The organism is Paenibacillus apii, from assembly GCF_011043685.1.
GTDB classification, from domain to species: Bacteria; Bacillota; Bacilli; order Paenibacillales; family Paenibacillaceae; genus Paenibacillus_AQ; species Paenibacillus_AQ sabinae.
In genome coordinates this window covers 25,232-39,038 of the sequence record NZ_JAAKGU010000009.1, presented here as the reverse complement: position 1 = coordinate 39,038, position 13,807 = coordinate 25,232, and the positions used below count along the sequence as shown (strand labels likewise).

At 51.9% G+C, this 13,807-nt stretch carries 13 protein-coding genes; 10 read left to right on the top strand and 3 right to left on the bottom strand.

Annotated features, from left to right (window positions below):
* Positions 1–67: 67 nt before the first annotated feature.
* From G5B47_RS17925 to G5B47_RS17890, 8 genes are all read left to right on the top strand, one after another.
* On the top strand, positions 68–502 hold the full coding sequence (locus G5B47_RS17925; protein WP_165100881.1) for an Lrp/AsnC family transcriptional regulator: 435 nt from the start codon (positions 68–70) through the stop codon (positions 500–502).
* Positions 503–626: 124 nt separating this feature from the next.
* Positions 627–1,463 carry an amino acid ABC transporter substrate-binding protein gene (locus tag G5B47_RS17920; RefSeq protein ID WP_165100878.1) on the top strand — a complete coding sequence of 279 codons (837 nt, stop codon included), beginning with the start codon at positions 627–629 and terminating at the stop codon, positions 1,461–1,463.
* Positions 1,464–1,516: 53 nt separating this feature from the next.
* Positions 1,517–2,185 (top strand): amino acid ABC transporter permease, encoded by a 669-nt coding sequence (locus tag G5B47_RS17915; RefSeq protein ID WP_165100875.1) that lies wholly within the window; start codon positions 1,517–1,519, stop codon positions 2,183–2,185.
* A 14-nt stretch (positions 2,186–2,199) separates the two neighbouring features.
* Complete coding sequence (locus G5B47_RS17910) at positions 2,200–2,958, top strand: amino acid ABC transporter ATP-binding protein (RefSeq protein WP_165100872.1); 759 nt, start codon at positions 2,200–2,202, stop codon at positions 2,956–2,958.
* A gap of 307 nt (positions 2,959–3,265) precedes the next feature.
* Positions 3,266–4,663, top strand: a complete 1,398-nt coding sequence (locus G5B47_RS17905) for an N-acetylmuramoyl-L-alanine amidase family protein (protein WP_165100869.1) — start codon at positions 3,266–3,268, stop codon at positions 4,661–4,663.
* Positions 4,664–4,676: 13 nt separating this feature from the next.
* Positions 4,677–5,234, top strand: a complete 558-nt coding sequence (locus G5B47_RS17900; RefSeq protein WP_165100866.1) for a GerMN domain-containing protein — start codon at positions 4,677–4,679, stop codon at positions 5,232–5,234.
* A 124-nt stretch (positions 5,235–5,358) separates the two neighbouring features.
* The gene (locus G5B47_RS17895; RefSeq protein ID WP_328804576.1) at positions 5,359–6,009 is read left to right on the top strand and encodes a sulfite exporter TauE/SafE family protein; all 651 of its coding nucleotides are present in this window, start codon (positions 5,359–5,361) and stop codon (positions 6,007–6,009) included.
* Between the two features lie 97 nt (positions 6,010–6,106).
* Positions 6,107–7,459 carry an RNA-guided endonuclease TnpB family protein gene (locus tag G5B47_RS17890; RefSeq protein ID WP_165100860.1) on the top strand — a complete coding sequence of 451 codons (1,353 nt, stop codon included), beginning with the start codon at positions 6,107–6,109 and terminating at the stop codon, positions 7,457–7,459.
* Positions 7,460–7,752: 293 nt separating this feature from the next.
* Here G5B47_RS17890 and G5B47_RS17885 read toward each other — a convergent pair whose 3' ends face one another.
* The 3 genes from G5B47_RS17885 to G5B47_RS17875 all read right to left on the bottom strand — a co-directional run bounded on the left by G5B47_RS17885 (position 7,753) and on the right by G5B47_RS17875 (position 10,914).
* On the bottom strand, positions 7,753–8,319 hold the full coding sequence (locus G5B47_RS17885; protein ID WP_165100857.1) for an FAD-dependent oxidoreductase: 567 nt from the start codon (positions 8,317–8,319) through the stop codon (positions 7,753–7,755).
* Positions 8,320–8,419: 100 nt separating this feature from the next.
* Complete coding sequence (locus G5B47_RS17880) at positions 8,420–10,231, bottom strand: HAMP domain-containing sensor histidine kinase (protein ID WP_235949681.1); 1,812 nt, start codon at positions 10,229–10,231, stop codon at positions 8,420–8,422.
* The gene (locus G5B47_RS17875) at positions 10,228–10,914 is read right to left on the bottom strand and encodes a response regulator transcription factor (RefSeq protein WP_165100854.1); all 687 of its coding nucleotides are present in this window, start codon (positions 10,912–10,914) and stop codon (positions 10,228–10,230) included. The genes G5B47_RS17880 and G5B47_RS17875 overlap by 4 nt, the downstream gene beginning before the upstream one ends.
* Before the next feature lie 572 nt (positions 10,915–11,486).
* Between G5B47_RS17875 and G5B47_RS17870 the strand changes: the two genes are divergently transcribed.
* Positions 11,487–12,650, top strand: coding sequence for a glucose-1-phosphate adenylyltransferase (locus G5B47_RS17870; protein ID WP_165100851.1), 1,164 nt, complete (start codon positions 11,487–11,489; stop codon positions 12,648–12,650).
* A gap of 24 nt (positions 12,651–12,674) precedes the next feature.
* Positions 12,675–13,778, top strand: coding sequence for a glucose-1-phosphate adenylyltransferase subunit GlgD (gene glgD / locus G5B47_RS17865; RefSeq protein ID WP_165100849.1), 1,104 nt, complete (start codon positions 12,675–12,677; stop codon positions 13,776–13,778).
* Positions 13,779–13,807: the final 29 nt, after the last annotated feature.

Here is a 13,807-nt window from a genome sequence, read left to right as displayed (position 1 = left end):
GTATAAGTTAATTCAATGGATATGGCTTAATTTAATTATATGATTGAATTTGGGAGGGCCTAAGGATATGGATCATCCAATCGATGATATTGATAGGAAGATTTTGCAGCTGCTTCAGTACAATGCGCGAATGTCCATTTCGCAAATCAGCAAGGAAATCAGCATGTCCCAGCCGTCGGTTAAAGAAAGGATTTTGAAGCTGGAGGATAAAAAGATCATTTCCGGGTATTCCACAGCAATAAATTTAAGCAATCTGAATCGGGGAACGACGACCTTTATCCTGTTAAAAACTGAACATTGCCAGGAGCTCGTTGACTTTTGCAGCAAAGCCAGGGAGGTAACCGATTTATATCGGATCAGCGGGGAATATAATTATCTGATTAAAGTCCAAACCGCATCGATCGAAGAGCTTGCCGAATTCCAAGACTCTCTTGCTAAACTCGGACCATCCAAATCTCATATCAGTATGAAAAATATTTTGGAAAACAGAGTTTTGCTCTAGGTAATTCCGACAAAACCGATCAAAATTATATTGACGAACATTATATGAACATGTAATATTCAATGTGCTGAAAAAAAGATGTTCAATAGATCAGAAAAAAAGAGAAGAGAGAGGGTTCATAACAATGAGAAAATTCAGCCTGACACTTCTGCTGGTACTGACCGTCATTTTGGTCGCCGCCTGCGGAACAAATGCTAACAACGGCAGTTCGCCTGCGGCTTCTCCGTCGCAGAGCGCGGATACCGGAAGCGGGGAACAATCCAGCCTGGACGCAATCAAAGCAAGCGGTGTATTGCGGATCGGCACGGAAGGAACTTACGCTCCCTTCACTTATCATGATGCCAGCGGCAAGCTTACCGGATTTGACGTGGAGATAGCAGAGGAAGTTGCCAAACGCCTTGGGGTGAAAGCCGAGTTCGTCGAAACTCAATGGGACGGCATTTTTGCCGGAATGGACGCCAAGCGGTTTGACGCTATTTTTAATGAAGTATCCATTACGGACGAGCGCAAAGTGAAATACGACTTCTCCGATCCATACATCGTCTCCAAGGCTGTGCTGATCGTCAAGAGCGACAATAACACGATCCAGTCATTTGCAGACCTTAAAGGTAAAAAGGCCGCTCAGTCCCTAACGAGCAATCTGGCGGATATCGCAAGGGAGAATGGAGCTGAAATCGTCTCCACCGAGGGTTTTAACCAGGCGATCGATCTGCTGGCTTCCGGACGCGTGGATGCCACGGTCAACGACGGATTATCTTATTTGGACCTCAAGAAGCAGAAGCCGGGCGCTCCGATCAAAAAGGTCGACGAACAGGCGAACGGTTCGCAAAGCGCCGCCGCTTTCCTTAAAGGCAATGATGAACTGGTCAAAGCGGTCAATGACGCGCTGGCTTCAATGAAGAGCGATGGAACCTACTTGAAAATCTCCGAGAAATATTTCGGTGAGGATGTATCCCAATAACACATGAATCAAAGGTCTATTATGGCCCAAAGTTCAAGAAGGATGTCTGATTTATGGATGACCGTAAAATCCAAATCGTGATCGATTCTTTGCTGCCCCTGCTTAAAGCCGGGGTGGCTTTTACCATTCCGTTGACGCTGGTTTCATTCGCTCTAGGTTTGCTGCTGGCGGTTGCCACGGCGCTGGTCCGTCTGTCGTCATGGAAAGTTCCGGTTCTGATCGCCCGCTTCTATGTATGGATCATCCGCGGTACGCCGCTGCTGGTTCAGTTGTTCATTATTTTTTATGGACTGCCGAGCATCGGAATAACGCTGGAGCCGTTTACGGCAGCGGTGATCGGGTTTACGCTCAGTGTAGGGGCGTACGGCTCGGAAATCGTGCGTGCGGCCATCCTGTCTATCCATAAAGGGCAGTGGGAGGCGGCTCATTCGGTCGGTATGACGCGTATCCAGGCGCTGCGGCGAATTATTCTGCCCCAGGCCGCGCGTGTGTCCGTCCCACCGCTGACGAACTCGTTCATCAGCCTGGTGAAGGATACGTCGCTGGCGGCAACGATCACCTATGTGGAAATGTTCCGCACAGCGCAGCAAATCGCGGCCGTTACCTATGAACCGCTGCTCGTATACAGTGAAGCAGCAGTCTTTTATCTGGTATTTTGTACTGTCCTGACGGTGCTGCAAGATTATCTGGAAAAACGTTTGTCCCGCTACTCCGCGGGCTAAAGGAGAAATAATATATGATACGACTGTCTGGCCTACATAAATCGTTCGGCCCGCTTCAAGTGCTTAAAGGCGTGGATGTGACGCTGGAGGAAGGCAAGGTGCTGGTCATTATCGGCCCGTCGGGCTCAGGCAAGACAACGCTGCTGCGCTGCTTCAATCTGCTAGAGATTCCGGACAAGGGGAACATTTCGCTAGGCGGAATATCGCTAAGCTTTGACGGGAAGAAGCTCCCGCAGAAGGATGTCCTGGCTCTGCGGAAAAAAACAGGAATGGTTTTTCAGTCCTATAATCTGTTTCCGCATATGACGGCCCTCGGGAATGTCATGGAAGGACAGGTCACCGTCCAAAAGTTATCCAAGGAGGAAGCGCGCAAGCGGGCTTTGGAGCTGCTGGTTAAAGTGGGGCTTGCGGATAAGGCGGACTCATATCCCCATCAGCTCTCCGGGGGCCAGCAGCAGCGGGTGGCCATTGCCCGGGCGATGGCCACGGAGCCGGAACTCCTGTTATTCGACGAGCCGACCTCGGCGCTTGATCCCGAACTTGTTGGGGAAGTGCTGAAAGTCATCAAGGAGCTGGCATCCGAAGGCATGACCATGGTAATCGTAACCCATGAAATGAAATTTGCCGCCGATGTCGCGGACACGCTGATTATGATGGACGGGGGAGTTATTACGGAACAAGGAACGCCGGACCAAGTGCTAAACCATTCATCCAATCCCCGGACCGTGCAGTTTCTGAACCGGTTTGTGGGCGATGCGCGTCCGACAGTCTAAGCGGCGTGTTTACTGCTGCATATCCCATAATAGACCGAATGAAAAAATGATGCCCAAGCCGGGCATCATTTTTTGTTCTAATACAATTTTACCGATTGTTTTTCCAGATTCGATTTTTAATGGGCAAGTTTCAAGTTCGCAGCATTAATCGGCGATATTTTCTCGTGTGAAAACTAAAGAATACCATGTAAATATTTGTGAATATTTGAAAAATACCACAACAATTAGCGGATATCTGTGTCTATAATTAAGTAGGAAAGGGGGACCCAAATCGACATCTGTCGCACAAATCATTGAGAGGTGAATTATGAAAAAGCTCGTTATGGCTCTTGCCTGTATAACGTTTCTGTTTTTGTTTGCAAGTGTGAGCGTTGGACAGGCCAATGCAGATGCTGCCATTCGTCTTTACTTAGACAACCAATTGCTTCAGCCGGAAGTTCCACCCCGTTTGGTAGGGAACACTACAATGGTTCCATTGCGGGTCGTGTCGGAGGAGCTTGGCGCAAAGGTGTCTTGGAACCAGGCTGACAAGCAGATAACCGTGAAAAAGGACGAACTGGTGCTTCAGCTTTACATTAATAAAACCAAAGCCTTTGTTAACGGAGATTCTTATCTATTGGAGACGGCTCCTTTGCTGGTAAAGGGAAATACGTTGATCCCGGTTCGTTTTGTCAGTGAAAATCTGGGACTGAAGGTTATCTGGGATAAATCAACTCGCTCTGTCAGTCTCATCAATATAGGGGAAGTCTCCGGTTCGGGGAATCTTCCTGATAAAGCATCTTCGCCATCGCCGGCAGATGACGGAACTAACGGGAATCTTCCGGTAGTCAACCGGATTGAACGGAGCGAAGATGGGCTGAAGATTGCGGCAGAGGGAGGCAGCATCAAACCTGGCATTAGTAACTTGTCCGATCCTGAGCGGCTTGTAATCGATGTTCCGGGAGCAACCCTGGATCAAATGATGAATGGGGAGAACATGGTACAGAACGGAGAAATTCCTGTCGAGGATTCGTACATAAACAAGATCCGGTATAATCTCTTCCAGGGCAATCCTTCCGGCGTCAGGATCACAATCGACCTGAAGCAAAAAGTACAGTACAATTTGCTGGAAAGCCAAGAATTGGGAGAATGGACATTACAATTAAGTCCAATGGATACAGGTACGAAGCAGTATCGGGTTGTTCTTGATGCTGGTCACGGGGGAACAGACCCAGGAAATACGTCGGTCGGAGGACGCTTCGAGAAGGAATTTAATCTTGCTATAGTTTTGAAGCTGGCCAAAGTTCTGGAGGAAGACCCCAATATTTCTGTCTTTTTGACCAGACAAGACGACACTGCTGTAAAACGGGCAGATCGTGCAACTTTTGCCAATAATCTTAAAGCCGATATATTCATCTCTATTCATGGCAATAGTTATACGAGGCAGTCTGCTTCCGGAACGGAAACTTTCTATACGCGAGATGACAGCAAGGAGCTGGCTGATGTGCTTCATCGGTATATTGTACCGGCTACCGGTTTTATTGACCGGAATGTACGCAAGTCGAACTTTCAGGTGACCAGGGAGACAGTTATGCCCGCGGTACTGTGTGAAATCGGTTTTATGTCCAACCCGCAGGAAGAGCGGACGATGTGGGATGAACAATTCCAATTGCGGGTGTCTGAAGCCATAGCAGCCGGTATTAAAGAATATCTGCAGGTTCCATGAGGAGGGGTTCACAATGCGTATAATTAAAACCATTGTGCTGTGCTTCGCCATTGGTTTGACCTTAAGCATAGCGGGTTGTGGGGATAAAAAAAACAGTACTGGCGGTTCTCACGATCCGGCAGTTTCTTCTCCCGCTACGGCGGCTCCTGAGGCTTCCCCCACTGAAGCTGCTGAGAAGGAAGAAGCGATTGCAACGTATTACGGGAACGCTGATGCGACTGGTCTCGTCCAAAAGGAAACGGTTATTCGTTATTCCAGGGAAACGGATAAATATCTGGCTGCTTTGAATGCTCTTAAAACAAGCCCGGAGGATAAGGTTGTTTCGTTATGTGCTAACACTACCTTCCTGTCTGCCGAACTGAACTCCGGCAAATTGACTGTTGATCTGCACTTGCCGGACGAGGATCGGCTGGGGGCCTCCGGAGAAGAATTGTTTCTGAAAGCTTTGCGTAATACATTGTTCCAATTTAAAGAGGTCGAAACCTTTGAGGTGCTGGTGGATGGAAAACAAGTCGAATCACTGATGGGGCATTTTGATTTGCCTTCTCCGTTTACACGCAGCGAGTATTAAAGGGCTTTTTACACTTGATGCGCTGTTAATTTGGGAGAGAATAGGAGTAAAAGGTCTTTCGAACTATTAAAGAGAAAAGGACTGAAAAGAGTTAGACGTTCAGACACTGCTGTTCTGCCTCCCGGTGATTCTCATGGCGGGATTCATTCAAGGATTAACAAGCTTCGGTTTCGCCCTCGTTTCCATGCCACTGCTCACTCTATGGCTGCCGTTGCAGGAGACGGTGCCGCTGGTTGTTATGCTCAGCGTGATTACCAACATCGCAATTTTAGCAGGCGCTTATAAGGATGCCGCTGTCCGCAAAATCTGGGTGCTTGTGTTGTCCAGCATCGCTGCGGCGCCGCTGGGCGCCTGGCTCCTGCTGGTAGTGGACGCTTCCGTGCTGAAAGTGGCGACGGGCCTGCTCGTTCTAGCTTATTCCGCGCTGCTGCTCACTGGTAAATCCTTTCCTGTGCGTAACGAGCGATTTGCGTTTGTCCCGGTAGGCATAGCCAGCGGTTTGCTTAACGGTAGCATTTCCATGAGCGGTCCCCCGGTTGCCCTGTTCCTAAGCGGACAGGGAACGGGTAAAGCCGCTTTCAGGGCAAATTTGACGGCTTACGCTGCTATTTTGAATATTATCACCATCGTCTCGTTTTCCCAGGGCGGTCTTCTGAACGGAAACGTCATGTCCGTCTTCGGATGGACGGTACCGGTCCTGTTGGCCGGCGTTTGGTTGGGCATTAAAGCGGTAAGACGGTTGAACAGATTTAGTGTCGCAGTCCTCCACCTCTAAGCCAACAGCGAAGGTGGGGGTTAGACACGTCTGCTTTACCAAACATACGTTCTTGTGTTATGCTAGACTCATAAACCTTGCGATGGAGGCGTATCTCATGAAGGTGGTTAAAACACTCAAACATCCGATTACGTCTCACCACCGCATGCTGGATGCGACTCTCCATGTATATCAAGAGGCGCTGTCTTTCTTGATTACGGTCATTCAAGAGCAGTTTATGTCCTTGGCATCGTTATCCACTCAAGCGGTGGTGACGGCGGTAGAACGGCTGACTCACCGTACCAGACAAAATCCGAATCCGTTCTACGCCGAGTTTGATCAACGCTTTTATAAGTTTCCTTCGTACTTCCGCAGAAGTGCCATTGCCGAAGCGTTTGGTATTGTAAAAAGCCATCATTCCCGTTTTCAGCTTTGGCAAGCCGAGCGGCAACGTGCCCAGCAAGAAGGAAAACGCTTTTCGAAGAAACCGCCGACACTCCAAGCTCAGCATCAGGCATTCCCTTGCTTGTACAAAGGCAATATGTTCATTCGAACCTCCGATCGGGCAGCCAACATCAAAGTATTTCATCAAGGCGATTGGGTCTGGCTCCCCATTACCTTTAAAGGGCAAGACCTATTCAAACGTAACGTATGGAGCATGAAAGAATGCAACCCCACATTGGTTCGAACAGGAAAACGCTATGCCCTACATATCGCCTATGAAGGGGATGCGAAGTTGACTCAGCCGGAACGTTCCAAGCAGCGGGTGTGTGCCGTTGATTTAGGATTAACAAATTCCGCAGTCTGTTCCGTGATGGACGCTAATGGCACTGTCTTGGCGAGGAGATTTATCAACCAAGCCAAAGAAAAAGACCGGATGCGTCAAATCACAGGCAAACTGAAACAAGCCCAGCGTCAATCCGGTATAGGGGTAAAACCGAATTTCTGGCGGCGGATGAACGGCTTACAGACGCATATCGTCCATGATACCGCGCATCAAATCCTCGCCTTTGCCCAAAAGCACAGCGCAGATGTCATTGTTATGGAGTTTTTAGGGAAGATGCGTCTGCCTAAAGGAACGTGGGGAGCCAAGCGGCTTCGAGCCAAACTCCAGTTTTGGGCCAAACGGCGCATCCAAACGAAAGTGACCGAAATGGCGCATTTTATGGGGATGCGAGTTTCTCTAGTCAATCCGGCAAATACAAGTGCACTTGCGTTTGATGGCAGTGGATTTGTAAATCGAAACACAAAGCGTGATGTTGCTGTATTCGCAACAGGCAAAATGTATCACGCGGACCTTAATGCCTCGTATAACATCGGCGCACGATACGTGCTGCGTAGCATACAAAAAGCCACATCTGAAAAGACGTGGTTGTCCTTGGAGGCAAAAGACCCTTCATTGGCAAAACGAACGTATTGGACGTTGGCTTCCCTCATTCGGGTGCAACAGGCACTGAGCCTTCAATTATGAAGCTCGCAGCGTGTGCAACCCTGTATCGATGCCAACAGAAGCCCCCACTTCAGGCGTAAGCTAAGTGGGGGAGAGTTCACTGAAGCCGCATTCAAAAGGCTGACTCTATGGCTGCTTATTTTCTCCGGTTTATGGACAGTCATCAGCGCAATCAGGTGATTTTGCAGGGCCTTAAGCAGCGGGAAAGCCCTGAACCAAACAACGTCTCTTCGGCGAAAAAGGCCGGGGGACGTTGTTTATTGATTCAATGCTTTTTGGTTCCTGAGATGAGCTTGGTCCCTTGCTGTTGCCGCTTAAGCCTTCAGCACATCATGGTCCACATATCGCGTGCCGTTCAGCTCGCTGATGACGTTAATCGCCACCTTCGCGCCGTCGCCCGCCGTAATGACGGCATGCACGCTGACACCGGCAACGGTGCCGGCCGCCCAGATGCCATCGATGTTGGTCTTGCCGGCCGCATCCACGGCGACGACCGTCTTGATTCTCGGCTCCGTACCGTCCTTCGTTACCACTCCCGCTTTGGCGGCCAGATCCGTCAGCACGCCGGTCGCCAGAATAACATGCTTCGCTTCATAGGCCGCGCCGCTTTCGGTTTCAATGGTAAAGCCTTCGCCGCTTTTAGCGATGGAAACGGCCTGCTCCGCGATCAGCTCGGCCCCGAACTTGATCGCCTGTTTGTGTCCGGTTTCCACCAGGTCGGGTCCGCCAATTTCGGAAATGCCGTAATAATTCTCATACCAACCTCTGCGGGTCATCCCTTTGTCGTTGTCGATAAGCAGCGTTTTCTTCCCCGCCTTGGCGGCGAACAGCGCGGCGCTTGCGCCGGCGGGACCGGCGCCGATTACTGCGATTTCGTACATGATAGGACCTCCTAAAAGTTTTGTGGAGCTTTGCTTCCTGAGACTCTGCGCAGCAAAACTCGCATCGAAAGCATATATTCGCTATATATTATAGCGCTATCTATGATTTATTTGCCAATGCCTGCAGGCAGGGGAGCGTTACCCGGAAGGCCGTGCCCTCGCCCGGAGCGCTCGTTACGCCGATTTCCCCGCCATGCGCTTCGGTTATCGATTTGGTGATCGACAGCCCGAGCCCCGAACCGCCATACTTGCGGGCCCGGGAGGGATCGCTGCGGTAAAACCGGTCGAATACATGGGAGAGATGCTCCGCAGGAATGCCGGCGCCGTTATCCCGTACCGTCAGCTCCACGCGGGAGCCGGCAGGCCGCAGGGCGATGGAGATTTTTCCCGACTGCGGGTCCGTATGCTGCACCGCGTTCTGGAACAGATTCAGAACAACCTGCTTGATCTTGTCAGGATCGTACAGCCCTCTAATGCCGCGGGAGAGAGAAAATTCGACTTCCCGTTCTCCGGCAAGCATCACCAGATGAGGCCGCATCTCTTCGATGACTTCGTCCAAATCGAGCTCTTTGGCCCGAAGCTGCGGAGCGCCGTCCATCCGGGCGAGGAGCAGCAGATCCTCCACCAGCTTGTTGATGCGCTTCGATTCTCCGTGCATGGTGTTCAGGGCTTTGTACAGCTGTTCCCGGTTCTCCGCCGCACCCCGCAGCAGCACTTCGAGAAAACCGTGGATCGAGGTCAGCGGCGTCCGCAGCTCGTGGGAAGCGTCGGCGGCAAACCGGCGCATCTGCTCCTTGGCCTCCCGTTCACTGCGGAAGGAACTTTCCAGCCGCTCCAGCATGCCGTTGAACGAGGAAGACAACTGGTCGATTTCGGTCTGTCCCTGCGCGGACGCAAACCGGACATCGAGATTTCCCGCATCGATAATCTGCGCGGTCTTGCGCATATTGGACAGCGGGACAAGAGCCTTGCGGAGGGCGGGCAAGTAGAGCAGCAGACCGCCCGCCAGAGCCGCCGCGGACAGCGCCGCGTAAGTCAGCAGCTGGCGCATTATAACGTCGCGCAGCGGGGCCGTATCCGCAGTCATTTGAAGAACACCCAGCGGATGGTTTGGAGGGCCGATGGTCATGAAGACAGCCAGATGCTCAGTCCCGTCTTCGGAGGTCAGGATCCTGTAGTAATCCGCCTCTCTGCCCGCGGGATGCTGAAGCAGCAGCTCGTATTCCTCGTCCTCCATCCGGGGAGCGGGCGAGTCGGCCAGCGTCTCCGCCTGCAGATCGGTAAAGGCGCCGTCCGGGCTAAACAGGGCGAGCGTTGTCCGGGCGTCCAGCAGCAGCGGACGCCGTCCCGGGGTGTGCCTGTCGCTGCCTGCGGCGCTTCCGGGGCTGGCGCTCGTCCCGTCGTTGCCGCTCAGCCCCGGACTGCCATTCGTCGTCCCGCCGCCGCTCAGCCCCAGGCTGCCGCTCGCCGCTCCATCGCCGCCCTGCCCCAGGCTGCCGCTCGCCGCCCCATCGCCGCCTTGCCCTGAGCTGGCGCCTGTCGCCCAGGCGCTGCTCTGTCCAGCGCCGCCGTCCGGCGCTTCGGCGCTTGCCTCGCCGGCATAGCCGCCGCTCCCTGTGCTCCCGGCTTCCGCCGGGGGAGTCTCCGCGCCGGAGCCGGGGAACAGCACGCCGCCGCTCTCCTGGCGGCTCCGGGCGAGCTCGAAGATCAGCTCGCGGGGAACCGATTGGATCTGCGAGTGCATGGCCTCCGCCCGGTTCGTGTAGAGGAAATTGCGCATGATCACGTATTGAAGCACTCCGATGAGCAGGAGAAGTCCCGAGAGAATCAGCAGCGAGATGGCGAGCAGCCGCCCCCGAAGCGAACGGGGAGGATGCAGCCGCCGCCGGATAGCTGACCAGCCGGGGATCATAGGAGATCCACCCGGTAGCCCGCCCCGCGCAGCGTGCGGATGATGCGGTGCTCCTTATCGCCCAGCTTCTCGCGGAGGGAACGAATGTAGACCTCCACAATGTTTTCTTCCCCTCCGAAGTCGTATCCCCAGACCTTGTCAAGGATCATCGGCTTGCTCAGCACAAGTCCGTGGTTGATGACCATGTACTGCAGCAGCTCGTACTCCGTCGGCGAAAGCTCAAGCACGGCATCCCTGAAGCGGATTTCCTTTCTCCGGCCGTCGATCCGGAAGGGGCCGCAGCGTACCTCGCCAAGAAGTCCCGGGAACCGGTTACGGAGCCGCGCCTGAATGCGCGCGAGCAGCTCTTCGAAGCTGAATGGCTTGACCATATAATCGTCGGCCCCAAGGGACAGGCCCTTGACGCGGTCATCGACCTCATCCTTGGCCGTCAGCATAATAACGGCGATGTCCGGCTCTTCGTCCCGGAGAACCCGGCAGACTTCAAAACCGTCCATTCCGGGCATCATAATATCGAGAATGGCAACATGGGGTTTGAATTCGGCGGCGATTTCAAGAGCCGACAGTCCGTCCGGCGCCGTTCTTATGTCAAAGCCCTCATTTATAAGTCCCAGTTCCAGGAACTGGAGGATGTGAGGCTCATCGTCCACCAGCAGCAGACGGATGCCTATGTGAGCTTTCATGGTTATCCCTCCATGCCTACTTTACCCAAAAACGGTGTTTTTTCATTATGCCATACCAACTTGAATGTTTGCTGAAAATTACCTTAATCATTTCATGCCTAATCGTCTTTCATCGGTGTTCAAATTGGTTAATCTAAAGTATAGGGAGAAAATATCGCTCCTCTTCTCCGTCATGGCGGACAGGCGTATTATGGTGCCTTAGGAAGCGATTGCAAACAAAGGAGGACGGCGATTGCTCATGCGATGACGGCAAGCCGAAAACGTGAACTTTTTTTTATTTAGGAAAGGGTTTTGACGATGGGTATCGAAAACTTATTATATAGGATTTAGAGTCGGAATCCATTCATCCCCCGTTTGGTCCGGCCGATCCAATCCATTCCAGCCTTCCCCGTTTGCAAGACTTTTTTAACTGCCTTTCTTCTCAAAAAGTTCTGAATCACCGGTTTAAAACGGCCCGTCATCCAGTAAAATGCAATAGGAACTCTTTTCAGCGCTGTCTTTGCTTCGCACCAATCATTTTATCCCATTTATTGAAGAAGCTTTACTACCCCAAGTCAAGGAGGCTCTTCCAAATGAAGAAAAAAGAAATGGTAGCCATGCTTCTGGCAGGTGGTCAAGGCAAACGATTGAAGGGCTTGACCAAATCTATTGCCAAACCCGCGGTCTATTTTGGGGGCACCTACCGGATCATCGATTTTCCCCTTAGCAACTGCACAAATTCGGGGATTGATACGGTTGGCGTATTGACTCAATACGAACCCCTTGTGCTGAGCTCCTACATCGGCATCGGCAGCGACTGGGATCTCAACCGCAAGAACGGCGGGGTGTTCGTACTGCCGCCGCATGAACGCGAAGACGGCAGCAGCTGGTATCGGGGAACGGCTGATGCGATTTACCGGAACCTTAAATTTGTCGATCAATTCGACCCTGAGCATGTGCTCATTCTGTCGGGTGACCATATATACAAAATGAATTATAACGCCATGCTTGAATACCATAAGGAAAAGAAAGCCGACTGCACCATCTCGGTCATTGACGTTCCCATCGAGGACGCCAGCCGATTCGGCATACTTAACACGGAAGAGAACCTGAAAATTTACGAATTCGAAGAAAAACCCGCAAAGCCCAAGAGCACGCTGGCTTCGATGGGGGTCTATATTTTCAAATGGGAAGTTCTGCGCCGCGCTCTGCTGGAGGATGGGGAGGATGCGCTTTCTTCCCACGATTTCGGCAAAGATATCATCCCGGCATTGTTATCCAAAGGCAAGTCGATGTACGCCTATCCGTTCGAAGGGTACTGGAGAGATGTCGGCACCGTGAACAGTCTTTGGGAAGCCAATATGGATCTGCTGAGCGACAACCCGCCGCTTAACCTGAATGACCCGTCCTGGAGAATATATACCCGAAATCCGAACCAGCCTGCGCAGTATGTGGCGCCGGGAGCTAAAGTGTCGGGCTCCATCATCAACGAGGGCTGCATTGTCCGCGGGGAAGTGAAGCATTCCGTGCTCTTTTACGGCGTCGAGGTGGGCGAGGGAAGCGTCATCACGGATTCCGTCATCATGCCCAAGGTCAAAATCGGCAAAAATGTGCGCATCCACAAAGCCATTATCAACGAAAACACGGTGATCGAAGATTATTTGGAAATCGGCACGGACCGGGAGAACGAGGATGAGATCCTGCTCATCGACAACCGCAGCAAGAAGCGCAAATCGGTTCCGGCCAAGACCATTTAATCATAATAGAGGACGGTGAATCTGATGAAACAGCTCATGGGAGTAATCAATCTGGATCATGAATTGGACAATTTAAACGAACTAACCTATTTCCGCTGCGGCGCAGCCGTACCTTTTGCCAGCCGCTATCGTCTGATTGATTTTGTTCTCTCCAATATGATGCGCGCCGAACTGGAGAGCGTGGGGCTGTTTGTCCGCCGTAAGTACCGCTCCCTGATGGATCATCTGGGCGACGGAAAATCATGGGATATGAACCGCAAGCACGGCGGCCTGTTTATTTTGCCTCCCGACTGGAACGATCCGACGGACACTTCTCTTGGGGACCTGCAGCATTTTCACAACAATCTGGACTTCTTCAAACGTGCGTCGGCTAAATACATTGTGCATTCCGGAAGCCAGCATATCAATACGATTGACTTTCAGGAGCTGTACAGCTATCATCTGCAAAAAGGCGCCGACGTCACGCTGGTCTACAAAAAAATCGACCAGCTCGAGCCGGAGCATGATCCCTGCTTGCGCCTTGAGGTGGATGGCGAAGGCAATGTGACGAATATACATCACGAGAAGAATCATCCGAACATCTATCTGGATATGTTTATCATGGAAAAAGAGCTGTTCCTCGAACAGGTGGAATACTGCATCGCCCACGGAGAAAGCTTCTTCTTCCGGGATGCGATCCAGAAGAGACGGGATAAGCTCAAGATAGCCGCTTTTGAATATACAGGTTATCACGCTGTCATTAACTCCCTAGCCAGTTATTACAAGAACAGCATGGAACTGCTAAACCAAGAGGAATACACCGACCTGTTCCGAGACAATCAGGTTCAGACCAAAATTAAGTACGAAGCCCCGACCCACTATCTCGAAAGCGCCAATGTCAGCAATTCGCTGGTAGCGAACGGCTGCATCATCGCGGGCACGGTGGAGAACAGCGTTATTTTTCGGGGCGTTCAAATCCGCAAAGGGGCAAGGGTTGTGAACTCCGTCGTCATGCAGAAATGCATTATCGAAGAGAATGCCGTCATTGAGAACGTCATTTTGGACAAAGACGTGCAGCTGAGTCGGGAGCGGATTCTAGTCGGCGACAGCAAGCGTCCGTTTGTCATTGCCAAGAGCAGCAAAATGTAGGGTCGCAATACATCAGTGTCAGGAGGAAC

Excerpts from the sequence above, each read along its gene's own strand:
- G5B47_RS17925 (WP_165100881.1), top strand. The coding sequence starts at position 68 with ATGGATCATCCAATCGATGATATTGATAGGAAGATTTTGCAGCTGCTT.
- G5B47_RS17920 (WP_165100878.1), top strand. The coding sequence starts at position 627 with ATGAGAAAATTCAGCCTGACACTTCTGCTGGTACTGACCGTCATTTTG.
- G5B47_RS17915 (WP_165100875.1), top strand. The coding sequence starts at position 1,517 with ATGGATGACCGTAAAATCCAAATCGTGATCGATTCTTTGCTGCCCCTG.
- G5B47_RS17910 (WP_165100872.1), top strand. The coding sequence starts at position 2,200 with ATGATACGACTGTCTGGCCTACATAAATCGTTCGGCCCGCTTCAAGTG.
- G5B47_RS17905 (WP_165100869.1), top strand. The coding sequence starts at position 3,266 with ATGAAAAAGCTCGTTATGGCTCTTGCCTGTATAACGTTTCTGTTTTTG.
- G5B47_RS17900 (WP_165100866.1), top strand. The coding sequence starts at position 4,677 with ATGCGTATAATTAAAACCATTGTGCTGTGCTTCGCCATTGGTTTGACC.
- G5B47_RS17890 (WP_165100860.1), top strand. The coding sequence starts at position 6,107 with ATGAAGGTGGTTAAAACACTCAAACATCCGATTACGTCTCACCACCGC.
- G5B47_RS17885 (WP_165100857.1), bottom strand. The coding sequence starts at position 8,319 with ATGTACGAAATCGCAGTAATCGGCGCCGGTCCCGCCGGCGCAAGCGCC.
- G5B47_RS17880 (WP_235949681.1), bottom strand. The coding sequence starts at position 10,231 with ATGATCCCCGGCTGGTCAGCTATCCGGCGGCGGCTGCATCCTCCCCGT.
- G5B47_RS17875 (WP_165100854.1), bottom strand. The coding sequence starts at position 10,914 with ATGAAAGCTCACATAGGCATCCGTCTGCTGCTGGTGGACGATGAGCCT.
- G5B47_RS17870 (WP_165100851.1), top strand. The coding sequence starts at position 11,487 with ATGAAGAAAAAAGAAATGGTAGCCATGCTTCTGGCAGGTGGTCAAGGC.
- glgD (WP_165100849.1), top strand. The coding sequence starts at position 12,675 with ATGAAACAGCTCATGGGAGTAATCAATCTGGATCATGAATTGGACAAT.